This is a genomic window from Streptomyces sp. NPDC020801 (genome assembly GCF_044334385.1).
Classification (GTDB): domain Bacteria; phylum Actinomycetota; class Actinomycetes; order Streptomycetales; family Streptomycetaceae; genus Streptomyces.
In genome coordinates, this window is record NZ_JBIRST010000014.1 from 185,007 (window position 1) to 209,886 (window position 24,880).

19 protein-coding genes are annotated in these 24,880 nt (G+C 73.0%); 10 read left to right on the forward strand and 9 right to left on the reverse strand.

The window, feature by feature from the left end:
* The first annotated feature begins 31 nt into the window (after window positions 1-31).
* Window positions 32-1,063: a glycosyltransferase family 2 protein gene (locus ACH4UM_RS27210; protein ID WP_398184460.1), complete on the forward strand. Its 1,032-nt coding sequence runs from the start codon at window positions 32-34 to the stop codon at window positions 1,061-1,063.
* Between the two features lie 94 nt (window positions 1,064-1,157).
* Here ACH4UM_RS27210 and ACH4UM_RS27215 read toward each other — a convergent pair whose 3' ends face one another.
* The 4 genes from ACH4UM_RS27215 to ACH4UM_RS27230 all read right to left on the reverse strand — a co-directional run bounded on the left by ACH4UM_RS27215 (window position 1,158) and on the right by ACH4UM_RS27230 (window position 7,202).
* Window positions 1,158-2,834: an LCP family protein gene (locus tag ACH4UM_RS27215; protein ID WP_398184463.1), complete on the reverse strand. Its 1,677-nt coding sequence runs from the start codon at window positions 2,832-2,834 to the stop codon at window positions 1,158-1,160.
* Between the two features lie 77 nt (window positions 2,835-2,911).
* On the reverse strand, window positions 2,912-4,723 hold the full coding sequence (locus ACH4UM_RS27220) for an LCP family protein (protein WP_398184466.1): 1,812 nt from the start codon (window positions 4,721-4,723) through the stop codon (window positions 2,912-2,914).
* Window positions 4,724-4,947: 224 nt separating this feature from the next.
* Complete coding sequence (locus tag ACH4UM_RS27225; protein WP_398184545.1) at window positions 4,948-6,231, reverse strand: LCP family protein; 1,284 nt, start codon at window positions 6,229-6,231, stop codon at window positions 4,948-4,950.
* A gap of 215 nt (window positions 6,232-6,446) precedes the next feature.
* Window positions 6,447-7,202, reverse strand: a complete 756-nt coding sequence (locus ACH4UM_RS27230) for a TIGR03089 family protein (RefSeq protein WP_398184469.1) — start codon at window positions 7,200-7,202, stop codon at window positions 6,447-6,449.
* 152 nt (window positions 7,203-7,354) lie between these two features.
* Between ACH4UM_RS27230 and ACH4UM_RS27235 the strand changes: the two genes are divergently transcribed.
* A complete protein-coding gene (locus ACH4UM_RS27235) occupies window positions 7,355-8,791 on the forward strand; it encodes a peptidoglycan recognition protein (protein ID WP_398184548.1) in 1,437 nt (478 codons plus the stop codon).
* A gap of 101 nt (window positions 8,792-8,892) precedes the next feature.
* Window positions 8,893-9,975 carry a sugar phosphate nucleotidyltransferase gene (locus tag ACH4UM_RS27240; RefSeq protein WP_398184472.1) on the forward strand — a complete coding sequence of 361 codons (1,083 nt, stop codon included), beginning with the start codon at window positions 8,893-8,895 and terminating at the stop codon, window positions 9,973-9,975.
* A 121-nt stretch (window positions 9,976-10,096) separates the two neighbouring features.
* On the opposite strand, the gene ACH4UM_RS27245 is transcribed toward ACH4UM_RS27240, so the two are convergent.
* The 4 genes from ACH4UM_RS27245 to ACH4UM_RS27260 all read right to left on the reverse strand — a co-directional run bounded on the left by ACH4UM_RS27245 (window position 10,097) and on the right by ACH4UM_RS27260 (window position 14,113).
* Window positions 10,097-11,101 (reverse strand): DNA-3-methyladenine glycosylase family protein, encoded by a 1,005-nt coding sequence (locus ACH4UM_RS27245; RefSeq protein ID WP_398184475.1) that lies wholly within the window; start codon window positions 11,099-11,101, stop codon window positions 10,097-10,099.
* 77 nt (window positions 11,102-11,178) lie between these two features.
* Window positions 11,179-12,516 (reverse strand): coenzyme F420-0:L-glutamate ligase, encoded by a 1,338-nt coding sequence (locus tag ACH4UM_RS27250; RefSeq protein ID WP_398184478.1) that lies wholly within the window; start codon window positions 12,514-12,516, stop codon window positions 11,179-11,181.
* Complete coding sequence (gene cofD, locus ACH4UM_RS27255; protein WP_398184481.1) at window positions 12,513-13,496, reverse strand: 2-phospho-L-lactate transferase; 984 nt, start codon at window positions 13,494-13,496, stop codon at window positions 12,513-12,515. Before cofD ends, ACH4UM_RS27250 begins: the two co-directional genes overlap by 4 nt.
* A gap of 77 nt (window positions 13,497-13,573) precedes the next feature.
* Window positions 13,574-14,113 (reverse strand): cysteine dioxygenase, encoded by a 540-nt coding sequence (locus ACH4UM_RS27260; protein ID WP_398184484.1) that lies wholly within the window; start codon window positions 14,111-14,113, stop codon window positions 13,574-13,576.
* A 670-nt stretch (window positions 14,114-14,783) separates the two neighbouring features.
* Here ACH4UM_RS27260 and ACH4UM_RS27265 point away from each other — a divergent pair.
* The 3 genes from ACH4UM_RS27265 (at window position 14,784) to ACH4UM_RS27275 (ending at window position 20,485) form a co-directional block, all read left to right on the forward strand.
* Entirely contained in the window at window positions 14,784-15,047 is a 264-nt protein-coding gene (locus ACH4UM_RS27265) for a WhiB family transcriptional regulator (RefSeq protein ID WP_003975777.1), read from the forward strand.
* Window positions 15,048-15,242: 195 nt separating this feature from the next.
* Window positions 15,243-18,968 (forward strand): glycosyltransferase, encoded by a 3,726-nt coding sequence (locus ACH4UM_RS27270; protein WP_398184487.1) that lies wholly within the window; start codon window positions 15,243-15,245, stop codon window positions 18,966-18,968.
* The gene (locus ACH4UM_RS27275) at window positions 18,965-20,485 is read left to right on the forward strand and encodes a DUF5719 family protein (RefSeq protein WP_398184490.1); all 1,521 of its coding nucleotides are present in this window, start codon (window positions 18,965-18,967) and stop codon (window positions 20,483-20,485) included. The genes ACH4UM_RS27270 and ACH4UM_RS27275 overlap by 4 nt, the downstream gene beginning before the upstream one ends.
* A 168-nt stretch (window positions 20,486-20,653) precedes the next feature.
* Here ACH4UM_RS27275 and ACH4UM_RS27280 read toward each other — a convergent pair whose 3' ends face one another.
* Entirely contained in the window at window positions 20,654-21,103 is a 450-nt protein-coding gene (locus ACH4UM_RS27280) for a metallopeptidase family protein (protein WP_398184551.1), read from the reverse strand.
* A 295-nt stretch (window positions 21,104-21,398) separates the two neighbouring features.
* Here ACH4UM_RS27280 and ACH4UM_RS27285 point away from each other — a divergent pair, with 295 nt between their 5' ends.
* From ACH4UM_RS27285 to ACH4UM_RS27300, 4 genes are all read left to right on the forward strand, one after another.
* Window positions 21,399-21,824: a DUF3499 domain-containing protein gene (locus ACH4UM_RS27285; RefSeq protein WP_398184493.1), complete on the forward strand. Its 426-nt coding sequence runs from the start codon at window positions 21,399-21,401 to the stop codon at window positions 21,822-21,824.
* A 145-nt stretch (window positions 21,825-21,969) separates the two neighbouring features.
* Complete coding sequence (locus ACH4UM_RS27290) at window positions 21,970-23,334, forward strand: phosphomannomutase/phosphoglucomutase (protein ID WP_398184496.1); 1,365 nt, start codon at window positions 21,970-21,972, stop codon at window positions 23,332-23,334.
* Window positions 23,335-23,486: 152 nt separating this feature from the next.
* Window positions 23,487-23,657: a Trm112 family protein gene (locus tag ACH4UM_RS27295; RefSeq protein WP_014673093.1), complete on the forward strand. Its 171-nt coding sequence runs from the start codon at window positions 23,487-23,489 to the stop codon at window positions 23,655-23,657.
* 79 nt (window positions 23,658-23,736) lie between these two features.
* The gene (locus ACH4UM_RS27300; RefSeq protein WP_398184499.1) at window positions 23,737-24,864 is read left to right on the forward strand and encodes an SIS domain-containing protein; all 1,128 of its coding nucleotides are present in this window, start codon (window positions 23,737-23,739) and stop codon (window positions 24,862-24,864) included.
* Window positions 24,865-24,880 lie beyond the last annotated feature (16 nt).

Genomic DNA, 24,880 nt, shown 5'->3' on the forward strand with positions numbered 1-24,880 from the left:
GTGTCGCCCGTTTGCGTTAACGTGAGCACCGATGAACGCCAAGCCCGACGTGCGGCTCCCCGCCGTGTCTGTGATCATGCCCGTCCTCAACGAGGAGCGGCATCTGCGCGGGGCCGTCGAAGCGATCCTCGCGCAGGAGTACGACGGCGAGATGGAGGTCGTGATCGCCCTCGGTCCATCCACGGACCGCACGGACGAGATCGCCGCCGAGCTCGTCCGCGACGACCCGCGCGTGCACACGGTCCCGAACCCCACCGGCCGCACCCCCGCCGCACTCAACGCGGCGATCAAGGCCTCGCGCCACCCGATCGTGGTGCGCGTCGACGGCCACGGGATGCTGTCGCCGAACTACATCGCCACGGCGGTCCGGCTCCTGGAGGAGACCGGCGCGCAGAACGTCGGCGGCATCATGCACGCCGAGGGCGAGAACGACTGGGAGCACGCGGTGGCGGCCGCGATGACCTCGAAGATCGGCGTCGGCAACGCAGCCTTCCACACGGGCGGCCAGGCCGGCCCGGCGGAGACGGTCTACCTGGGTGTGTTCCGCCGCGCGGCCCTCGAACAGCAGGGCGGCTACAACGAGGAGTTCGTCCGCGCCCAGGACTGGGAGCTGAACTTCCGCATCCGCGAGGCGGGCGGCCTGATCTGGTTCTCGCCCGAGCTGCGCGTCTCCTACCGCCCCCGCCCGAACATCAAGGCCCTCGCCAAGCAGTACAAGGACTACGGCCGCTGGCGGCACGTCGTCGCCCGCTACCACGAGGGCTCCATCAACCTGCGCTACCTCGCCCCGCCGACCGCCGTGTGCGCCATCGCTGCGGGCTTCGTGGTGGGCGCCGTCCTGACCCCGTGGGGCCTGCTGGTCCCCGGCGGCTATCTGGCGGCGATCGCGACCGGTTCGTTGCCCGCGGGCAAGGGGCTGCCGCTGCGGGCCCGGCTGCGCATCCCCGTGGCCCTGGCCACCATGCACATGTCGTGGGGCTGGGGCTTCCTCACCAGCCCGAGGTCGCTGGCGAGGAAGGTCATCGCGTCGCGGCGGCCGGCGGTCCTCGCCGCGGCCGACTGAGCGTCCGCACGAACGGGCCGAGCATCGCGAAGGGCCCCTCTCGCCCGGAGAGGGGCGCCTAGCGTCGCCGGTACGGCTGGTCCGGCCCGTACGGCTACCAGCGGTAGGGCGCGTACACGTCCATGCACTGCTGGGTGTCCGCGCCGTTGATGGCGTCGGAGTTCTGCGGGATGTCGCCCGCCTTCGGGGCCGTCTGCTTCGGGTAGGTGGAGCCCGTGCGCCAGTCCGCGCCCACGACGACGGTGACGCCGGAGACGTCGGTGGACTTCTCCACCGCGCTCGCCGGGATGCCCAGCACCTTGGCCACGCGTTCCGCGTCACCCTTCAGTTCGGCGCTCGGGTAGCGGACGACCGTCTCGTCCGCGGACGGTGTCACCGATGCGTCGGCGGCTGCCTTGGTGAACCCCTTCTGCACCAGCACCTGGCTGATGTCGGTCGCCCGGCGGGACACCGGGCCGAGGGTGGCCGTACGGGTGCCGTTCTGCACCGTGACGCCGATCTGGCCGTCCGGGTCGGCGGTGTCCGAGGAGGCCTGCGCCTGGTCCGTGGTCTTCTGCGCGCCGGAGCCCGAGTCCTTGCCGTTGGCGTCGAAGGGCACGTCGTCGCGGAGCATCTTCCACATCTTCTGGGCGTTGGCGGCGTCCGGCACGACGTGGTCGCGGTTCTGCGCGTCCTCGACCCACGGCATGGTCGTCATGGTGATGCGGTCCGTCGGCACCGTCTTGAGCTGCATGCCGAGGTCGTACAGCTTCTTGACCGTGCCGATCTCCTCGGACACCTGCAGCGACTTCGTGGCCGCCTCGGCCAGGTCCATCAGCCGGCCGGTGCCGGTGAAGACGTTCTGCCCCTTGAGTTCGCGGATCATCGCGTTCAGGTACATGTGCTGGGCCCTGGCCCGCAGCGGGTCGCTGCCCCAGGCGTGCCGGGTGCGCAGCCACTGCAGGGCCTGCTTGCCCTTCACCTTGTGGGTGCCGGCCGTCAGCTTCAGTCCCGAGCCACCGGGCACGCCCGGCAGCGGCCGGTCCCACACGTTCTGCTTCACGCAGACGTCGACGCCGCCGATGGCGTCCGCCATCTGCACCACGCCCGCGAAGTCGATCGTCATCCAGTGGTCGATGTACACACCGGTGAGGTTCTGCCAGGTGGCGAGCGTGCAGCCGGCGCCACCGCGGGCCAGCGACTCGTTGATGATGGTGTTGACCGGCGGATAGACCTTGCCGGTCTTGGGGTCCGTGCACTGGGGGATGTCGACCCGGGTGTCGCGGGGGATACTCACCACGGCGGCGCTCTTGCGGTCGGCCGACAGGTGGATGAGCATCTGCACGTCGCCCAGCGGCGGATTGCCGCGGTTGTCCCGGCTGCCGCCGAGGGCCACGTTCGCGTCGGAGTTACGGCTGTCGGAGCCGATCAGCAGGATGTTCATGGGCGTCTGGCCGGCCGAGTTCGGCTTCGACTTCTGCGCCTCGGAGTCGCCGCTGCTGCGCTGGCCCTTGCGTATGTTGTTGTTCAGGTGCTCGTAGTAGAGGTATCCGGCGCCGGCCGTCCCGAGTATCAGGACCGCCAGCGTCGTCGCGGACCAGCGCAGTACGCGCCGCTTGCCTCCGCCCCGGCGCCCCCCGCCGTGCCGGTGCCCGTTGCCGTCGCCTCTGCCTGGGCCGTCGCCGTCCGGTGCGGTCTCGTCCTCCTGCGGCCGTCCGTCCGTCCAGTCCACACCTCGAGTGCGCCGGACGCCCGGTCGCGTCCCCTCCCCGCGCACACTGCTCTGCGTCATGTCCCCTGCCTCCCCACCCTCGCGCCGCCAAACGGGCCTGCCATACGTCTTGTTAGACGCACAACAGGCCCGTCAGGTCACTTGGCGCACTCAACCTTGTCCGCTGTGGACTTGTCGACGTCCGGCGCCTTCGTCGGAGCGGTGAGCGGCACGCCCGCGCCCTTGAAGTCCTTGCCCAGCGTCAGCGTCATCGCGGGCAGGCCCTGGGAGTTGGTCACGCTCTTGCCCGGCTTCAGCGCGGACCCGGGCAGTCCCATGATCGCGGCGAGTTTGCGCGCCTGGGCGGCCTGGTCGGGCGCGTACTCCAGCGTGGTCCTACCGAGTTCCTGAGGCGCGTTGCCTGCGTTCTCCGACTTGAGCACGCCCTCATCGTTCTGCAGCCAGGTAAGAGTTTCCTGTGCGCTGCCGGCGGCCGCCCCCCCGTTCATGACGCGGACCCGCACCTCGGAAGCGGCCGACTGGGTGCCCTTGAGACGGGCCGCCTCGGCGTCCTTCTCCTTCTTCTTGTCGTTCTTGACCTTGGTGAAGGAGACGTCGTTCCGCACCGCCTGGAAGACCTGCTCGGCCGGCGTCCTGTTGAGGACGACCGTCGCGTGGACCTTCTCCGCCGGGTTGTCGACCACCGGCACGGTGGTGAAGGTCAGGTTCTTGGGATCGAGCTTGCCGAGCTCCAGACCGAGGTCCTTCAGCTTGCCGATGCTCTTGATCTTCGAGTCCACGGTCAGCGCCTTGGTGGCCGCCTCGGCCACGTCCACCATCTTCGCGGGGTTGGAGAGCGTGGAGTTGGACTTCAGCTTCCGCATCAGCGCGCTGAGGAACTGCTGTTGCAGCGTGATCCGGCTCAGGTCGCCGCCGAAACCGACCGCGTGCCGGGTGCGTACGAAGGCCAGCGCGGTCTCGCCCTGGATGTGCTGCATGCCCTTCTTCAGATTGAGGTGCGAGTCCTTGTCCTTTATGTCCTTGCCCAGACACACGTCGACCCCGCCGACCGCCGTGGTCAGTGTCTTGACCGCGTTGAAGTCGGCGACCATGAAGTCGTCCGGGGTGATGCCGGTCAGCTCGGTGACCGTGCGCATGGTGCAGCTCGGCGTACGGCCGTCCTGGCCGAGGCTGGTGTTGAAGCGGACGTTCGGCGTGCCGGGGATGACCTTGGTGCTGCCGTCGGGCTGCTGGGTCGGGCAGTCCGGGACGTTGACGATCAGGTCACGCGGGATGCTCAGCGCGGTCGCGTTGGAGCGGTCCTTGGAGACGTGCAGCAGGATGTTGGTGTCGGCGTGACCGACGCTGCCGGAGTCGCCGTAGCCGGTGTTGCCCTTGCCGGTGCGCTTGTCCGTGCCGATCAGCAGGATGTTGATGGCCTTGTCCTTCTGGAAGCCACCGGTGCTCGCGCCGTCGTCGGAGACGGCGGTGATGTTGTCGTTGAGGTGCTTGATGTAGAGATAGCCGGCCGTCGCCGCCGCGAGCACGACGAAGGCCATGGACCCGCCGGTCCACAGCAGCACCTTCTTCGCCCTCGACTTCTTCTTGACCGGCCGGCGCCCACGCCGTCCCGGCAGCGGCTCCTCGGGCGCGGCGCGCCTGCGGCGGGGGTGCGGGACCTCGGGGCCGGGCGCTCCGGGGGCGCCGGGCGCTCCGGGGGCGCCGGGCGAGCCGGGCGACCGGCGGCCCGGCGTGGCGGCCCGGTACGGCGCGGCACCGTCGGCGCGCGTGGCGCCGCCCGTGCCGCCGTTGCCCCGTGGGGGCCGCGGGCCCGGTCTGCGCGGCCCCGGGACCGCCGACTGCGGAGCGGAAGGAGCCAGTCGCAGCTCGTATTCGCCGGTGTTCGGATTGAGCACCCACTGGTCTGCGGGATCGATGTTGTCCGCCCGCCCACGGCCTTGCGCGTCCACGGTTTACCGAATCCTCCGTCGGGGCCACGCGGCGCCTTCCCCCCCAGGCGCTCAGATCTGGTTCACGCAGTGCACGACCCAAGGGTCCTCGCGGTCGGGTGCACCGGGTCGCTCACACTATCCGGCCGGTTCGGCATTGAGCGACGCCGGTGACAAATTCCACGTCCCTACAACTGGGCAATCCGCCCATTTCTTTGGACAAAAGTTCGCCTTTGGCCGCGGCTTTACCCGCAGAAGTCCTCGGCGGCGGTGTTGCCGCGGTACGTGGGGGTGGGGGAGGGCGGGTTCCCGGAGCCCCGGACCCGCTCGCCGTCGTCGTACGCGCCCGGAAAAAGGTACCGAACGTAGTCGTGCGACTGCGCAGACGAATCATCTCCCGGCCCCGATTCGGGCCCTGAATCGGGACGCGTGGAACCCGCGTAAGCCGAATTGCCGCCGTTTGCTCCCAAATCCCGTGGAACTTCGCCGGCGACCTCCACCGGCTGGTCCCTGCGCAGCCGGGCGAACAGTTTCTCGGCCTCCGGTTCCACCAGCTGGTCGCGGTTGGCGTTGTAGACGTACGACTCCCGCGGAACCGTCAGGAACCGCACCCGTTCGGTGGGGATGTCGCGCAGCCCGCGCACGAGTTGGTAGAGACCGCGCAGACTCGCCAGGTCCGGGTCGGTGGTCAGGGAGGACGTGGCCGCGTCCAGGACCGGATACAGCTTCACCGGGTTCAGCAGGACGTCGTCGCTGCGCACCTTGTTGACGAGGGCGCCGAGGAACCGCTGCTGGCGCTCCATCCGGTCGGTGTCGCTGCCGTTGCCCAGCGACTTGCGGGCCCGGACGTAGCCGAGGGCCTGCTCACCGTCGAGCGTCACCCGGCCCGCGGGCAGCCGCAGCTTGGCGGCCTTGTCGTCGACGGGTTCCTTCAGGCACACCTCGACGCCGTCGACCGCGTCGACCATCTCCTTGAACCCGCTGAAGTCGACGACCACGTGGTGGTCGACCCGGACACCGGTGAGCTTCTCGACGGTACGGATCGTGCAGGCCGAACCGCCCATCGCGTAGGCGTAGTTGAACATCGCGAACATCGGCTCGGTGCGGCTGCCGTCCGGGCGGCGGCAGCTCGGCACGTCCACCATCAGATCGCGGGGCAGGGACACGGCGGTGGCGCTGCGCCGGTCGGCGGCCAGGTGCAGCAGGATCACGGTGTCGGACCGCTCGGTCCCCGAGTCCCGCCCGTACTGCCCGTTGTCGTCCCCCGCGCGCGTGTCCGAGCCGATCAGCAGGATGTTCTGCGCGCCCTTGACCAGTGCGGTGGGCCGCTCCTTCTCGTACCGCCTCAGCTCGGCCGCGGCCGCCTCGTCGGCGGTGATGTTGCCGCTGAGCTTGGCGTAGACCGCCCACCCGATCCCCGCGGCCCCCAGGACCAGGACGCCCATCCCGAGCGCGGTGCCCCGCAGCCAGCGGCGGCGCCGGCGTATGCGTCCGGTCGCGACGGCCGACGAGCCCAGGCCCGGCCCCATGGCCCCGGCACGGTCCTCGGCCGGTCCGTCCGGGACGTCGCCTGCCCTGCGGGTCACGTCTGAGACCACCCCTCATGCCGTACGAGCCTGCGGTGCTGCTCCTACGACCATGGCCCGGAGGGGGCCAGGGGGGTGGGTGGTGCTGGGCCGAACGGGTGAGAACGGGGGAGTGGGCCGGCCGCGGTGGCCTGCGGGCCTGGGCACACCCGCGCCGCTCACCTCGCCGTCGCCGTGACCCGTTCGGTCTCGATGCGCTTGGCCAGGGCGTCCGCGCCCAGCTGGTCCAGGTTCCGGCACAGGACCACCGAGCCGCCGGCGGCCAGCGGTGCGTAGAGCCCGGCGCTGAGCCCTTCCCAGGTGTCGTACGGCAGCGCCGACAGCAGCCGGGAGCCCGGGCCCGTCAGGTCCAGCGCCGGCGCCTCCGCCCGGGCCCGCTCCACGACCTCCGCCGCCGTGTACTCCGCGCCGGCCACGATCAGCGCCGAATCCTCCGGGTCCACCGGGGCGAACGGCGCGAACCGGTCGCCCTGCCCCGGCACCTCGACGGCGTAGTCGGCGAAACCCTGCGGCGGCTCGGGGAACCGCCCGCCCAGGGGCCGCAGCGCCAGCGCGATGCGCTCCCCTGAGCAGGCGCGCGCCACCTCCAGCATGTCCGGCCCGCTGACCACGACGTCGGCCGCCCCCGGGTCCCCGCCGACGTCCGCGACCACGCCCACCGACGCGCACGCCAGCAGCCACACCGCCGTCTGCCAGTGGGCGGGCAGCAGCAGCGCGACCCGGTCGCCGGGGCCGGTCGCGAGGTCCCCCTGAAGGAGGTTGGCGGTCTTGGCCACCCAATTGGCGAAGGTGGCCACGGACAATTCGACGCGTTCGCCCGTGGCGTCGTCGTAGAAGGTCACCAGCGGGCGTCCGGGATCCGCGGCGAGCGCGGAACGCAGCAGGTCGGCAGGGGTGCGGTCGGTGGCGTTCACCCGGGCCAGGGTACGCGCAGCCGCACTCGGGCACCGCGCGGCGCCGCCGCCGGGCCTCCGGACGTCCACCGGACAGCGATCGGAAGGCCACCGGTTCGGCGGAACGGAAGCCGACGGACCGTCAATTTCCCAATGGACAGATATGTATGAGTATGTCCAAGATCAGGGGCATGCGTCGATACGGATTCCTTGCTTCCTCGATCGGTGTCAGCTGCGCGGCCGCCCTCGCCTTCGCGCCGGGCCTCCCCGCAGCCGCGGCGACGGCGGCGGGAGCGGAGCCGGCGAGCGTGGCGTCTGCGTCAGGGGCGTGGGCCGCCGGGCAGGCGCCCGTCCCCGGCGGCACCCAGTCCCTGCCCCTCGTTCCCCTCAACCGCGACAACCCCGCCGACGGCGCCGTCCCCGAACAGGGCCTGTACCGCCCGGACGTACGGCGCTTCTCGCTGGTCGGCGTCATCTGGGACGACCCCGACACCGAACTGCATGGCAGCGTCCGGATCCGTACCCGCTCCGCCACCACCGGCGCCTGGTCCGGCTGGCAGGACGTCGACACCCACAACGCCGACCACGGAGCCGACCCCGGCACGGCCGAGCGGATCTCCGGGCACGTCCGCGGCGCCACCGCACCGCTGTGGGTGGGCGACTGTGACGGCGTCGACCTGCGCGTCCGCGCCGACGCCGGGGACCGCGGCCGGGGCGCCGCGCCGGTCGCGCTGCCCTCTGGCCTGCGCCTCGAACTCGTCGACCCCGGCGAGCAGCCGCCGGGGGCCGGTCCGCAGCCCGGCCAGTCGGCAACCGGTGACCTGGACGAGGAGGCTTCCGCAGCCTCCGCCGCCACCTCCGCCGCCACCTCCGCCTCCGCCGTCAACGCCGGCCTCGCCCCGCTCGGCTCCACCGAGATGCCGGCGCTCGACCGCGAGGACAGCGAGCGCGAGCTGCTCGCCCTGCGCGGCGCCGAACTGACGGCAGGACAGCGCGCAAAGCCGTACATCGGCCCGCGCCCGCGCATCGTCACGCGCCGCGGCTGGGGCGCGGACGAGTCACTGCGCGACCCGGGGTTCGTCTACACGAAGAAGGTCAGGGCGGCCTTCGTCCACCACACCGCCTCGGGCAACAACTACAGCTGCTCGCAGGCCCCCTCGGTCATCCGCGGTATTTACCGCTATCACGTCAAGAGCATGGGCTGGCGGGACATCGGCTACAACTTCCTCGTCGACAAGTGCGGGAACATCTACGAGGGCCGGGCCGGCGGCGTGGCGAAGCCGGTACTGGGTGCCCACACCCTCGGGTTCAACAGCGACACCGTGGGAATCGCGGTCATCGGCTCCTACGGCAACTCCAAGCCCGCCGCGGCCGCCGTGACGGCCATCGCACGGCTGACCGCGTGGAAGTTGGGCCTCTACGGCATGAATCCGCTCGGAAAGACATATCTGAAGTCCGGCGGTGGCAACCTCTACCAAAAAGGAAAGAACGTACGTCTGAACGTGATCTCCGGCCATCGGGACGGCTATGCCACCGACTGCCCCGGACGGCAGCTCTACGGCAAGCTCGGCTCGGCCCGCTCGGCCGCGGCGCGCTACCAGGGCCGCTGAGGACGGAGCCGGACACAGCCGCACGCAGCTGCACGAGGGCTGCATACACTGGCCGGCCGAAGGAAAGATCGGCCGGTCCCGGCAGGAAGCAGAGACGACAGGTGACAGAAGCGATCCTCCTGGTCGGCGGCAAGGGCACCCGGCTGCGCCCGCTCACGGTGCACACCCCCAAGCCCATGGTGCGGGCGGCGGGTGTGCCGTTCCTCACGCATCAGCTGGCGCGGGCGAGAGCGGCGGGCGTGGAACACATCGTGCTCGCCACGTCCTATCTGGCCGAGGTCTTCGAGCCGTACTTCGGCGACGGCTCCGCGCTCGGGCTCCACCTCGAGTACGTCACCGAGGAGGAGCCCCTGGGCACCGGGGGCGCCATCCGCAACGTCGCCCCGCGCCTGCACTCCGGCCCCGACGAGCCGGTCCTGATCTTCAACGGCGACATCCTGACCGGGCTGGACATCCGGGCGCTGGTGCGCACGCACGAGACGACGGGCGCGGACGTCTCGCTGCACCTGACGAAGGTGACGGACCCGAGGGCCTACGGCCTGGTCCCCACCGACGGCACCGGCCGCGTCCTCGCCTTCCTGGAGAAGCCGCAGACCCCGGAGGAGATCGTCACCGACCAGATCAACGCGGGGGCGTACGTCTTCCGCCGCTCGGTCATCGACTCGATCCCGCAGGGCCGCCCGGTGTCGGTCGAGCGCGAGACCTTCCCGGACCTCCTCGCGGCCGGCGCCCATCTGCAGGGCATGGTCGACTCGACCTACTGGCTGGACCTCGGCACCCCGGCCGCCTTCGTGCGCGGCTCGGCGGACCTGGTCCTCGGCCGTGCCCCGTCCCCGGCCGTCCCCGGTCGCTGCGGCGACCGCCTGGTCCTGCCCACGGCGGTCGTCGCCCCCGACGCCAAGCTGACCGGCGGCACGGTGGTGGGCGAGGGGGCGTTCGTCGCCGAGGGCGCGCGGGTCTCCGGCAGCACGATCCTGCCCGGCGCCGTCATCGAGCCCGGCGCGGTCATCACCGACTCCCTCATCGGCACCCGCGCCCGTATCGGCACCCGCTCCGTCCTCACCGGCACGGTCATCGGCGACGGCGCGGTGGTCGGCGCCGACAACGAGCTGCGGGACGGCGTGAGGGTCTGGTGCGACGCGCAGATCCCCGCGGGGGCGGTCCGGTTCTCCTCGGACCAGTAGCGGTGCGGTGGGCACGGGGCACCGTCCGCGGAACTGCCGCCCACCCACCTGAAGGCCGGGCGTGCCGGGCACGGCCGGCGCCGGTGAGCCGTCCCGGCCGCCCGGCTCGACGCGGCCCGCCTCACAGCCGTCCGATGTTCCCCTTCGGCATCCGCGGCGCGCGCCTGGGCGGAACCCGCCCGCTCAGCAGGATCAACCGGGCGGCCCGATGCCGCTGGCCCGCATACGGCTCGAGCAGGCGCAGCATCTCCGCATCGTCCGCGTCCCGGTCCCCGGCCAGGGCGAACCCCACGATCCCCGGCAGATGCAGATCCCCGACCGTCACCGCGTCCGCCGCCCCGTGGCTGCGCTGCACGGTCTCCGCCGAAGTCCACGGCCCGATCCCGGACACCAGCTCCAACCGTTCCTGCGCCGCCGCCGGAGACATCCGCACCGCCTCCTCCAGCCGCGCCGCGACCCGCACGGCCCGCAGCACCGTGGAGGCCCGCTTGTCGTCGACCCCGGCCCGGTGCCACTCCCACGACGGGATCAGCGCCCACGTCCGTGGCGCCGGCATCACGTACATCCGCCCGGGCGCGGGCCCGGGCGCGGGTTCCCCGTACTTCCGTACGAGTACCCGCCAGGCCGCGTACGCCTCGACCGTCGTGACCTTCTGCTCCAGGACCGACGGGATCAGCGACTCCAGCACCAGCCCGGTCCGGGTCAGCCGAAGTCCCGGCCGCCGGTGCCGCGTCATCGCCAGCAGCCGGTGCCGCGGCCGGAACGCGGACGGATCGTCGGCGGCGCCGAGCAGGTCGGGCAGCTGCTCCAGCAGCCACTCGGCCCCCGGCCCCCAGGCCTGGCCGCACACCTCCCCGCCGCGCGCGAACACCCGTAGCGTCCCGGGCCCGAGCGGCGTGCGGCTGGCCCGCCACACCGACCCGTCGGGCATCACCCGGAACGTCGGATCGCCCGGCCCCCGCCGCAGCGGCCCGAGCACCAGCCCCAGGTCGAGCGGCTCCTCCGGTGCCCACGTCCGGGCCCGCCCGGGCGCGGCGGCCTGCCGCGGCACACCCGCGGCGGGCACGGGGAGATGACCACCGCGCACGGTTGCACGTGTGGGCCGTGGAGCGAAGCGTCCTGCCACGAACGAGATCCCAGGAGTGTCGGAAGTACCAACGGGGCCCTACGAGCGTAGGCGGTCGCCCCGCGCGAGGGGCCGTATCACCGCACCTCGATGAACGCCCCCGCCTCCCGCTCCGGCCGCGGCCCCGGCGACTCCGCCGGGTGCCCGACCGCCACCGCCCCCATCGGATCCCAGGTCTCCGGCAGCTCCAGCACCTCGCGCACCACGTCCCGGCAGAACATCGTCGAGGACACCCATGCCGACCCGAGCCGCTCCCCGGCCAGCGCGACCAGGAAGTTCTGCACCCCCGCCCCGGCGGCGACCACGAACATCTCCCGCTCGGCACCGTCCCGCCGCGCGTCGCCGTAGGTGTGGGAGCCGTCCATGACCAGGCACGGCACCACCAGATACGGCGCGCTGCGCAGCACGTCGCCGCGCCGGATCCGCCTGGCGACGGACTCCTCGCTCTTGCCGTCCCGGCGCAGGTCCGCGACCCAGGCGTCCCGCATGGCGTCGAGCAACCGCGTCCGCGACCCGGCGGACTCCAGCAGTACGAACCGCCACGGCGTGGTGTGGTGCGGCGCCGGCGCGGTCACCGCCGCGGCCACCGCGCGCCGTACCGCGCCGGGGTCGACGGGCTCGCCGGTGAAGGACCGTACGGTGCGCCGCTGGGTCACCGCCTCCCGCACGGCCTCTGAGGTGCCGAGCCGGAACATGTCGTCGTGCGCGTCACGCACCATGGCCCTCGCGCCCTCCCCACGGTCCGCCGCCACCAGGTGCGCCAGCCCGCGCACCACGGCGACGGGCAGTCCGGCCGCCTTGCCCTTGACCAGGTCGCCGGCGGCGGCGAGCTCGTCGGCGGTGGCGACGACGGTCGCGCCGAGCGGGTTGCCGTGCGCGTCCGTGCCGCCGCGCAGGTCGTCCAGCACACGCAGGCCGGCGGCGCCGATGGCGACGTCCGTGAGGCCCGCGCGCCAGGGCCGCCCGAAGGTGTCGGTGACGATCACCCCGACGGTGACGCCGAGTGCGTCCCGCAGGCCGTCGCGGATCGCCCGCGCGGAGGCGTCCGGGTCCTCGGGCAGCAACAGGACGGTGCCGGAAGGGGTGTTGGAAGCGTCGACGCCGGCGGCCGCCATGACGAGCCCCTGCCGGTTCTCCACGATCCGCAGGGGTCCGCGCCGGGCCACCACCCGCACGGTCTCGGCGTCGATCGCGGCCTCCCGGTCGGCCGCCTCGACGACCCGCCCCTCCGCCTTGGAGACGATCTTCGACGTGACGAGCAGGACGTCCCCGTCGGCCAGGCCGGGTTCGGCACCGGCGATCAGCTTGGCCAGGTCGTCGCCCGGCGCGACCTCGGGAATCCCGGGCACGGCCCAGACCCGCAACGCGGGCGCGGCCCCGTCACCCGGGGCGTCCGTGGACGGCGTGCCGGTCACGCTCCCCGCACCTCCTCGGCCAGCGCGAGCGCCTCGCGCGCCATCTCGGCGGCCGCGTCGACGTCGGTCATCATCAGCGGCACCGCCCGGCACCGGATGCCCGCCGCCTCCACCCGCTCCACGGAGCCGGCGTCCACCGTGTCGACGAGCCAGCCGTCGAGCAGCCCGGAGCCGTAGTGCTCGGCCACCGCGGCGGCCGTGGACTCCACGCCCACCGCCGCCAGGACCTTGTCCGCCATCCCGCGCACGGGCGCGTCCCCGACGATGGGGGACAGACCGATCACCGGCACCCCGGCGTCGGCGATCGCCTCCCTTATACCGGGCACGGCCAGGATGGTGCCGACGGAGACGACGGGGTTGGACGGCGGGAAGAGGATGACGTCCGCCTCGGCGATCGCCTCCAGCACTCCCGGCGCCGGCTTCGCCTGCTCCGCGCCGACCGGCACGATGGCCTCGGCCGGCACCGACGCCCGCAGCCGCACCCAGTACTCCTGGAAGTGGACCACCTTGCGCTCGCCGGAGCCCGCGGCGGAGCCGCTGTCGGGGACTGTGACGGCGACATGGGTCTCCACGCGGTCGTCGGTCATCGGGATCAGCCGCACACCGGGCTTCCACCGGTCGCACAGCGCCTCGGTGACCGCGCTCAGCGGGTATCCCGCGCCGATCATCTGGGAGCGCACGATGTGTGTGGCGAAGTCCCGGTCGCCGAGCCCGAACCACCCCGGTCCGACGCCGTACGCCGCGAGCTCCTCCTTGAGGTGGAAGGTCTCGTCGGCCCGGCCCCAGCCCTGCTCCTCGTTGATGCCGCCGCCGAGCGTGTACATCACCGTGTCCAGGTCCGGGCAGACCTTCAGCCCGAAGAGGTGTATGTCGTCGCCGGTGTTGCCGATGACCGTGACGTCCGCGTCCGGCACGGCCCGCTTCAGACCGCGCAGGAACCGGGCACCACCGATGCCGCCTGCCAGAACCACAATCCGCATGGAAACAGTCTTGCAGGCGGGTACGACACCGCGGCACACGATTGTCCGCGTACGACGTACGTCCTCGCGGGCGGGCCTCACGCGCTGACGGCGTCCACCGGGTCGTGCGGGGCGCCCGCGCACCGGGCGGCGGTCGCGGCACGCCCGGTCGCCGACCGGGGGTGCATGGGCATCTGGGTCAGGCCGGGGAAGTACACGTGCAGGGTGACCGCCGGCTCGAGTGCGTCGTTGACGACCTCGTGCACGTACCCCGGCGCGAACACCCGCTGCGCGCCCGCCTCCAGCGCCCGCGTGCCCTGCTCCGTGCGCTCGGTCAGCGTGCCGTCCAGGACGGTCAGCACGCCGGAGGACGGGCCGTGGTCGTGCCGCCCGCTGCCCTGCCCGGGCACCCAGGACAGCAGCCACACCTCGTAGCCCGGGCCGGTGCGCAGCCGGTGGTACCAGCGGGTCGTCGCGTCGTAGCGGACCAGGTGCTGCCACTGGGCGCGGTCGGCTGCGATGGAGCGGGCCAGGCCCACGAACTCGGCCACGGTGGCCGGGTGCTCGCGCGGGGTCTGGAGGAGGTGCGGGACCTCGAGGATGTCGCCGGCGATCTGGAGGTCGCTGTCGCTGTTCATGGGCGGGGTGGTTCCTCAGTGAAAGAAGGTCAGAGGGGAACGGGGCCCGGACCCCGAGGGCCCGGACGGCGGCTGGAGCGCGCGTGTGCGCGTGGCTCAACAGCGGCCGGAACAGCAACAGCTACAGCGAGCGCGGGCAGCACCGTGGGACCCGGCGGTGCGGGTCGTGGTGGATGCCGAGTTCGCGAGCATGCCCACAAGGACACCGGTTCACACCTTCAGTGTCAACTCGGCGCCCGGAATGTGGGACACGTTTCACCTCATCCGGTTCACCTCCCAGATGAAAGGTTTGCTCATGGGGAGACCGGGACACATGGCGCACATGCCGGGCGCGCAACCCCCGTTGCGATCTCGTGATCCGACTGTGATCCGGTTCGTTTCGGTGCGCGTGTCGGAACGAGATCGAAGCCCTGGGCGTCCTTCCCTGTGGGGGCTCCGTGGGGGGCTCCGTGAGGGGCTGGAGGTCCTGGGGCCCCGCGTGCGTGTCAAGGTTTATGCCGATTTGAACACTTTCCGCATGGCCTTGGTTCCGCAGAGTGAATAAGGGGCCCAATAGCAGATCTCGGCTTGACTCGCCCGGAGCAGCACACTTGTAATTTCACTCGTGTCGTTCAGCCGGAATCGGTAACGGCTACATCACGGGGACGCGAAAGACAGACGAGGGGCGCACATGACCGAGCTGGTGCAGCAACTGCTGGTCGACGACGCGGACGAGGAACTCGGCTGGCAGGAGCGCGCGCTGTGCGCCCAGACCGACCCCGAGTCCTTCTTTCCCGAGAAGGGCGGCTCCACCCGCGAGGCCAAGAAGGTCTGCCTCGCCTGTGAGGTCCGCTCCGAGTGCCTCGAGTACGCCCTGGCCAACGACGAGCGCTTCGGCATCTGGGGCGGTCTGTCCGAGCGCGAGCGACGCCGGCTGAAGAAGGCGGCCGTCTGACCCGGCACCGCACCCGGACGCCCGGCACGATCCCCCCACGCAAACGTCACGAACGGCCCGTCGCAGGTGGGTTATCCACAGGCGACGGGCCGCTGTGCTGGCCAGCCAGTAGTGTGGTCGCTCGTCCGAGACGCCCCGCTGCCCCCACGGGGCACAGGCGTCGACAGCCATCCACCGAACCGGGGCCGTATCTCGATGTCCGTGCCCAGCCATACGGCAGCCCACTACGGCGTCGCCGCCGCAGCGCCGTCCGACCACGCGCGCGCGACGGAGTTCGACCCGACCCGCCCGCCGGAGTTCCCACGGCATGTGGTCACCGCCGTCCTCGTCTCGCACGACGGCGCCCGCTGGCTGCCCGACGCACTGGCCGGCCTGCTCGGCCAGGAGCGCCCGGTGCAGTACGTTGTGGCGGCCGACACCGGCAGCGCCGACGACTCCGCCCAGGTGATCACCGACGCCCTCGGCGCCGACCGCGTGCTGCACCTCGCCCGGCGCACCGGCTTCGGCCAGGCCGTCGAGGAGGCCACCCGCACCGCCCCGGTCCTCACTCCGGACGATCTGCCGTACCTCAAGCGCCCCAGTGGCTGGGACCCCGTCACGCGCTCCTGGCGCGACGACGCCTACGACCTGCCCGAGCTCCCGCACGGCGAGCCCGTGCAGTGGCTCTGGCTGCTGCACGACGACTGCGCTCCCGAACCCGACGCCCTGGCCCAGCTGTTGCGGGTCGTCGACGACGAGCACGAACTCGGCCGCGACGACGTGGCGGTCGTCGGCCCCAAGCTCCGCGGCTGGTACGACCGCCGCCAGCTTCTCGAGGTGGGCGTCAGCATCGCCAACTCCGGCCGCCGCTGGACCGGCCTGGACCGCCGCGAACAGGACCAGGGCCAGCACGACCACGTGCGGCCCGTGCTGTCGGTGTCCACCGCGGGCATGCTGATCCGGCGCGACGTCTTCGAGCAGCTCGGCGGGTTCGACCGCCGGCTGCCCCTGATGCGCGACGACGTCGACCTGTGCTGGCGCGCGTCCGCCGCCGGCCACCGCGTCCTGGTCGCCCCCGAGGCCGTCGTACGACACGCGGAGGCGGCCTCCCGCGAGCGCCGCACCGTCGACTGCGTGGGCCGCACGGCCGCATCCCCGCACAAGGTCGACAAGGCCGGTGCCGTCTACACCCTCCTGGTCAACACCCGTACGGCCGCGCTGCCCTGGGTGCTGCTCCGCCTCGTCCTCGGCACGCTGCTGCGCACCGTCGCCTACCTCGTCGGCAAGGTCCCCGGACAGGCCGTCGACGAGATCCGCGGTCTGATGGGCACGCTGCTGCGCCCCGAGCGGATCATCGCCGCCCGCAGCCGGCGAGGCCGCCCCCAGATCGACAAGGCCGAGCTGCGAGCCCTGTTCCCGCCGCCGGGCGCCACCATCCGCGCCACCGTGGAACAGGTCGCGAGCAACCTCGTCGGGCGCTCCGACCCCGAGGTCTCCTCCGCCGGCCGGCACGGCGGCGCCGTCGAGTCCGGGCCCGGCGGTGACGACGCCGACTATCTGGAGATCGAGCAGTTCGCCCGCCTCAAGCGCATCGCCCGCAAGCCCGGCCCGGTGCTCTTCCTGGTGCTGCTGGCCGTCTCCCTGGTCGCCTGCCGGGGCCTGCTGGGCGGTGGCGCGCTCGCGGGCGGCGCCCTGCTGCCCGCCCCGGCCGACTCCTCCGAACTGTGGTCGCGCTATCTCGACGCCTGGCACCCGGTCGGCGCCGGCGGCACCCCGTCCGCGCCGCCGTACCTGGCCATGGTGGCGATGCTGGCCTCCCTGCTGTTCGGCTCCACCGGCCTCGCGGTCACCGCGCTGCTGGTCGGCTCCGTGCCGCTGGCCGGGTTCACGGCGTACTTCGCCTCCCGCCCGCTCGTCGAGTCCCGCCTGCTGCGCGCGTGGGTGGCCGTCGTCTACGCCTTCCTGCCCGCCACCACCGGCGCGCTGGCCGGCGGCCGGATCGGCACCTCGGTGCTGGCCGTGCTGCTGCCGCTCATCGCCCGCGCGGGCATCGCGGCCGGCGGCCTGGCCCATGCCCCCGGCGCCCGCGGCAGCTGGCGCGCCACCTGGGCGTACGCGCTGCTGCTGACCGTCACCACCGCCTTCACGCCCATCGTCTGGCCCGTCGCGCTCGTCCTGGGCGCCGGCGTGCTGGCCGTGCGCCGGGGCGACATCGTGGCCTACGGGCTGCGGTTCCTGGTCCAGCTGGGCACCCCGCTGCTGGTGCTGGCGCCCTGGTCGCTTTCACTGCTGCCGTTCGGTTTCTTCAAGGAGGCCGGGCTGCAGTACGGCTCCTCGGCCGCCTCGGCCCTGGACCTGCTCGGCGCCGGTCCGGGCGGCCCCGGCACGGTGCACGGGCTGATGCTCATCGGCATCGTCCTGGCCGCGCTGGCCGCCCTGCTGCGCTCGGAGCGCCGGCCCGGGATCTGGGCCGCCTGGTCGGTCGCCCTGGTCGGCCTGCTCTTCGCCGCCCTGTCCAACGGCTCCACCTGGGCCGGCCCCGCCACCCTCGTCTACGGCATCGGCCTCCTGGCCGCCGCCGCGGTCGGCGCCGACGGGGCACGCGCGCGCGTGGCCGAGCAGAGCTTCGGCTGGCGCCAGCCGGTCGCCGCGCTGATCGCCTTCGCCTCGGTCGCGGGCCCCCTGCTCGCCGCCGCAGGATGGATGATCCGCGGTGCCGACGGCCCCCTGGAGCGGCGCGACCCGGTGCAGGTGCCCGCGTTCGTCGCCGAGGAGAGCGGCACCCGCGACCAGGCCCGCACCCTGGTCCTCGACAGCGACTCCACCAGCCATGTCGGCTATGTGCTGGTCCGCGGCTCCGGCGCCCGCATGGGCGACGCCGAACTGGCCGCGGCGGACGGGGAGAACGGCAGGCTCGACAAGGTCGTCGCCAATCTCGTCGCCGGTTCCGGCGCCGACCAGGCCGGCCAGCTCGGCGGCTTCGCCGTGCGCTACGTCCTGGTCCACAAGGGCGCGCCCCGCGAGGTCGGCCGCGTCCTGGACGCCACGCCCGGGCTGACCCGGCTCAGCCAGCAGGACGGCAGCGCCCTGTGGCGGGTGGACCAGGAGGTCTCGCGCGCCGCCGTCGTGCCCGCCTCCGGCTCCGGCACCGCCCTGCCCATCGCCGCCGGCCCCGTCGAGATCCACACCACGATCCCGGCCGGCCCGGCGGGCCGCGTGCTGCGCCTGGCCGACTCGGCCGCCGCCGGGTGGACGGCCACCCTGGACGGCAGGCCCCTCACCCGCACCACGGTCGACGGCTGGGCCCAGGGCTTCCAGCTTCCCGCCACCGGCGGGAGGCTGGACGTCGCCTTCGACGACCCGGCCGGCCACACCGCCTGGCTGTGGACCCAGGGCGCCCTGGCCGTCGTCCTCGTCGTGCTCGCGCTGCCCGGCCGGCGCCGCGACATCGACGACGACCTGCCCGAGGAGCAGCCCGTCCCCGCGCAGGCGGTGGCCGGCGAGGGCCGCCGGGCCCGCCGGCTGCGCGCCCAGGCGGAGGCCGAGGAGGCCGGTCAGCAGGCCGGTCAGGAGGGGCCGCCGCCGGGAGAGGACACCGGGCGTCCCCCTGCGGAGGCGGACCCGGCCGCCGTACCGCAGCAGCAGTCCTACGGGGAGTGGGACACCACCGCGTACGCGGGAGCGGGCGCCGAGTACGGCGGCTACGGCACCGACCAGTACCAGGGCGCCCAGCCCCAGCAGTACCCGCAGGGTGCCTACGACCAGGCGTACCAGGCCGACCCGTACCAGGGCGGCCAGTACGACCCTTACGCGTACGGCGGCCAGGCGCCGACGGCCCCCTACGACCAGACGTACCACCAGGGGTACGAGGAGCCGTACGACCCGGCACAGCACCACCCGCACGGCATCGGCAGTGAGCGCCCCGACGGGAGCCAGCAGTGAACCGCACGACCCTGTCCCTGATGGCCGGCGCGACCGCGCTGGCCGCCGTCACCGGATTCGCCGCGCTGAACACCCCGCACGCGGCGGGTGCCGGCACCACCAAGGCGGCCGCCCAACTGCCCGTCGAGCGCACCACCCTGGTGTGCCCGGCACCGAGCAGCTCCGACATAGCCGACACCTCGTACACGTCCTTCACACCCGTGACGAAGGGCACCGACAACACGGGGAAGGCCCAACTCCAGGCGGCCGCACCGGAGTCGGCCACCTCGAACACCCCGGGCACGGGCAAGGGCAGGACAGGCGGCGACGCGAAGAAGAAGGCCGCCAAGCCCGTACTGGAGCCCAAGGTCCCCGGTACCCCGGTCACCGGCGAAACCTCCGGCGCGGACGCGCCCGCGCTGCTGGGCACCGCCGAGGGCAAGTTCGCGCCCGGCTGGACGATGCAGGCCACCACCGAGGTCGCCGCGGGCACCGGCCGCGGGCTGCTGGGCGTCAACTGCACCGCTCCGGACACCGAGTTCTGGTTCCCCGGCGCGAGCACCGCCACCGGCCGCTCCGACTACGTCCACCTGACCAACCCCGACGACTCCGCCGCGGTCGTGGACATTGAGCTCTACGGCAAGGACGGCGCCGTGAAGTCGTCGGTGGGGGAGGGCATCACGGTCGCTCCGCACTCCAGCGAGCCGATCCTGCTGTCCACGCTCGCCGACGCGGCACAGGACGACCTCACGGTGCATGTGACCGTGCGCAGCGGCCGGGTCGGGGCGACGGTGCAGGCCCTCGACGACAAGCTCGGCGGGGACTGGCTGGCGGCGTCCACGGACCCGGCGGCCGGCCTGGTGCTGCCGGGCATCCCCAAGGACGCCACCTCGGTACGGCTGATCGCCTTCACGCCGGCCGACACGGACGCCGACCTGAAGGTGCGGCTGGCCTCCCCGTCCGGGCTGATCACTCCCGCGGGACACGAGACGGTGCATGTCAAGGGCGGTATGACGACCGCCGTGGACCTGGGCGACGTCACGCGCGGGGAGCCGGGTTCGCTGGTGCTGACATCGACGTCCCAGTCGGTGCCGGTGGTCGCGGCCGTGCGGGTCGTACGGGGCAGGGGCGACAAGCAGGAGACGGCGTTCGTGCCGGCGACGAGCCCCGTCGGGACGCGGGCGACGTCGGCCGACAACAGTGCGAAGGGCTCCACGCTGTCGCTGACGGCTCCCACGGCCGCCGCGCAGGTCAAGGTCACCGCGTCGGCGGGCAGCGGGGGCGGCACGGCGGTGTCGAAGACGTACACGATCAAGGCGGGCACGACCCAGGACATCGCCCCGCCGGTCCCGGCCGGCCTGAAGGGCACCTACGCCCTGACGGTGGAGCGCCTGTCCGGCGGCCCGGTGTACGCGGCTCGCACTCTCACGGCGACGCAGGAGGGCGTGCCGGGCTTCACCATCCAGACGCTTCCGGACGACCGGGGCACGGTGTCGGTGCCCGAGGCGGACGAGGAACTGTCGGTGCTGCAGAAGTAGCGCGGGTCCGCCCGCCCGGGTCCGCTCGCCCCGGGCCTGCCTCGGGGGTCCGGTCGCCCTGGGCCTGCCTCGGGGGGGGCCGGTCGTCCCGGGCCTGCCTCGGGGGTCCGGTCGTCCCCGCTCGGTCCTGGTCCCCTGGCAGTTCCCGGCCGGTCCCGGGTCCCCCGGTCAGTCCTCCCCGTACCGGGGGTCCACCGTCTCCGGGGTCAGCCCCAGCAGCTCGGCCACCTGCTCGACCACGATCTCGTGCACCAGGGCGGCGCGTTCGTCGCGCCCCTTGGTGCGGATCTCGACCGGCCGCCGGTAGACGACGACCCGTGCGCGGCGGCCGTCCCGCGCGGGAACCGTCCCGCCGAGCGGAACGGCCTCGTCGCTCCACGCCGGCCCCGGCCCGTCCAGTCGCGGCACCTCCAGCACGAGGAAGTCGATCTCGGCCAGCTGCGGCCACCGGCGCTCCAGACGCTCCACGGAGTCCTGCACCAGGTCCGCGAACGCCTCGGCGCGGCTCGCGGCGAGGGGCACCTGGGGCGGTGCGATCGGGCCGCGCATGCCCCGGCCGTGGCGATCACGACGGCGGGGCCCGGGGCCGGCGGCACGGGGCGGTACACGGTTGTCCATCACTGGTGAAGGGTAGTCCTCGCCGCCTCCGCCTGCCCGGTCCCGTGGGGCATCCCGGACACCGTGCCGTGGCATGCGCGCGTGTGTCGATCGATGACCATTCCAGCCAAGCTCGGGCTCGATTGCGTATCTCTCCGAGACTGTCGATATCAAGGTGTTTGACGTTGTTTGTACCCAGTCGTGACCTGAGCAAGAGCTGTCCAAGATCTCGGCAGCTTGCGTCCCTGCAGGTCAGCAAGGTGTGTCAGAAGGGGTGTGTGGGCCGTTTCACAGCACGACACGGTGGAGTGACCTGGTGGAGAGTCGTCGCGGCCCGCTCAAGAGTGCGGTACCGTCCAACGTCGTGAGCCCTGTACGTCGCTGTTCGCGCACCGCTTGCGGCCGTCCCGCCGTAGCGACGCTGACGTACGTCTACGCCGACTCGACCGCCGTCCTCGGCCCGCTCGCCACCTATGCCGAACCCCACTGCTACGACCTGTGCGCCGAGCACTCCGAGCGCCTCACCGCGCCGCGCGGCTGGGAGGTCGTCCGGCTCCTCGACGGCTCGGCCCCCGCCCGCCCCAGCGGCGACGACCTTGAAGCGCTTGCCAACGCCGTGCGCGAGGCGGCCCGGCCCCAGAAGCGGGCAGCCGAGGCCGGTGGCGGCGGGGTGCGCGGGGCGGACCCCATGGAGGTCGCCCGCCGCGGTCATCTGCGGGTGCTCCGCTCTCCGGACAACTGACAAAACCGTTCGCCACACCCGCTCCGGCGGACGTCGTCCCGGCCCGGGAGTCACGGAGTGCCGAAGGCTCGGTTGCCGCGCAGCGCACCGCAGGCAGAAACGGGTAGTTTGGCGTCACCGCACAGGACATTCAGGAAGGTTGGCCGTGGCTGCTGATCTGTCGCAGATCGTGAAGGCGTACGACGTACGCGGGGTGGTCCCGGACCAGTGGGACGAGTCGCTTGCCGAGCTCTTCGGTGCGGCCTTCGCCGAGGTGACCGGTGCCGGCGCCATCGTGGTCGGGCACGACATGCGGCCCTCCTCGCCCGGCCTTTCGGGTGCCTTCGCGCGCGGGGCGGCCCGGCACGGCGTCGACGTCACCGAGATCGGGCTGTGCTCCACGGACCAGCTGTACTACGCCTCGGGCGCGTTGAACCTGCCCGGCGCGATGTTCACGGCCTCGCACAACCCGGCGAAGTACAACGGCATCAAGATGTGCCGGGCCGGCGCGGCCCCCGTCGGCCAGGACTCGGGCCTGGCGCAGATCCGTGAACTCGTGGAGCGCTGGCGCGAGTCGGGCGCCCCGGAGCCGGCGGCCGAGCCGGGAACGCTCACGCGGCGCGACACGTTGGAGGACTACGCGGCGCATCTGCGCTCCCTCGTCGACGTGGCCTCCATCCGCCCCCTGAAGGTCGTCGTCGACGCGGGCAACGGCATGGGCGGCCACACCGTTCCGACGGTCTTCGCCGGCCTGCCCCTCGACCTCGTCCCGATGTACTTCGAACTGGACGGCACCTTCCCCAACCACGAGGCCAACCCGCTCGACCCGGCCAACATCGTCGACCTGCAGAAGCGGGTCCGCGAGGAGGGCGCCGACCTCGGTATCGCCTTCGACGGCGACGCCGACCGCTGCTTCGTGGTCGACGAGCGGGGCGAGCCGGTTCCGCCGTCCGCGATCACCGCGCTGGTCGCCGCCCGCGAGCTGGCCAGGCACGGCGGCAAGGGCGTGATCATCCACAACCTCATCACCTCGTGGTCGGTCCCGGAGGTGGTGAAGGAGAACGGCGGCACCCCGGTCCGCACCCGCGTGGGTCACTCCTTCATCAAGGCGGAGATGGCGAAGTCGGGCGCGATCTTCGGCGGCGAGCACTCCGCGCACTACTACTTCAAGGACTTCTGGAACGCCGACACGGGCATGCTGGCCGCCCTGCACGTCCTCGCGGCCCTGGGCGGCCAGGAGCGCCCGCTGTCGGCCCTGGTGGCCCAGTACGACCGCTACGTGGGCTCCGGCGAGATCAACTCCACCGTCGACGACCAGAGGGCCCGCCTCGCCGCGATCAGGTCCGCCTACGTGGACCGCGCGGACGTCACCCTCGACGAACTCGACGGCCTCACCGTCACGGCCGCCGACTGGTGGTTCAACGTCCGCCCCTCCAACACCGAACCGCTGCTCCGGCTGAACGCGGAGGCGCGCGACGAGGCGACGATGACCAAGGTGCGGGACGAGGCCCTGGCGATCATCCGAGGCTGAGGGTTCAAGGCTTCAACCACCCGGTGGGGCCACCGCGGCGGGACGGCGGACGACTCCGGCCCGGCACCGCCACCCGGCCCCCACCGGCGGTACCCTGACCAGGCACGTCCGAACACCGCCCACGCACCCCGTCCGCCCCGAAGGGAACGCCCATGCCGCTCGAAGCCGGCCTCCTGGAGATCCTCGCCTGCCCGGCCTGCCACGCCCCCCTCAAGGAGCAGGACACCGAGCTGATCTGCACCGGCCAGGACTGCGGCCTGGCATACCCCGTGCGTGACGGCATCCCCGTCCTGCTCGTCGACGAGGCCCGCCGCCCCGAGTAGACGAGGTCCGCCGCCCACACGACCGCCGCGCCGCACGACCGAGACCCGGCGACCGGACCCCGATCGGAGGCTGCCGCCCATGCTCGACGAATCGCTGCTCGACGCCCCGGAGAGGCTCGCCCAGGCCGACCGCCGCGGACTGCTCCGCGGCGCCGCCGAGGCCGGCGCCCGCGTCAGAACCGCCGCCCGGCACGCCGCGGAGGCCGGCGTGGGCGACCTCAAGCCCGACGGCCGCCCCCGCGCCGTACTGATCGCGGGACCCGGCGCCGCCGCCACCCACGCCGCCGACCTGCTCGGCACGCTCGCCGGTGCCGGCAGCCCCGTCATCCGGCTGGCCCCCACCGGCGTCGCCTCCGCCTCCGGCGCGCTGCGCTGGGAGCTGCCCGGCTGGGCCGGATCCGTGGACCTGCTGCTGATCGCGACCCCGGACGGCACCGAGCCGAGCCTGTCCCTGCTCGCCGAGCAGGCCTATCGCCGCGGCTGCACGGTCGTCGCCGTCGCCCCGGCCCGCACCCCGCTGGCCGAGGCCGTCGAGGGCGCCCACGGCCTGTTCATCCCGATGGCGACGGCCCCCTACGACCACGACGAACCCCTCGCCGGGTCCGCCCCCGGCGTCCTGTGGGCGCTGCTCACCCCGCTGCTCGCGCTCCTCGACCGCATCGGCCTGCTCACCGCCCCGCCCGACGCCCTGGAGGCGGCCGCCGACCGGCTGGACCACATCGCCGAGCGCTGCGGACCGGCGATCGCCACCTACAGCAACCCCGCCAAGACACTCGCCGCCGAGCTCGCCGACGCGCTGCCGGTGATCTGGACCGAGGGTGTCTCGGCCGGTCCCGCCGGCCGCCGTTTCGCCGCCGGGCTCGCCGAACTGGCCGGCGCCCCCGCGGTCGTCGCCGAACTTCCCGAGGCGCTCGCCGCGCACAGCGCCCTGCTCGCCGGCCCGCTGGCCGCCAGCGCCGACCCGGACGACTTCTTCCGCGACCGCGTCGAAGAGGCACCCGCCATGCACGCGCGCGTGGTGCTGCTCCGCGACCGCCCGCTCGGCGGCCTCACCGCCGCCCCCGCCGCCCGTGACCTCGCTCTCAGCCACGACACGCCGATCAGCGAGCTGGAGCCGGAGCCCGGCGGCGAGATCGAGACCCTCGCGGAACTGATCGCCGTCACCGATTTCACCGCCGTTTACCTGGCGCTCGCCTCGGGGGCCTGATCTGTTCCCGACGCCC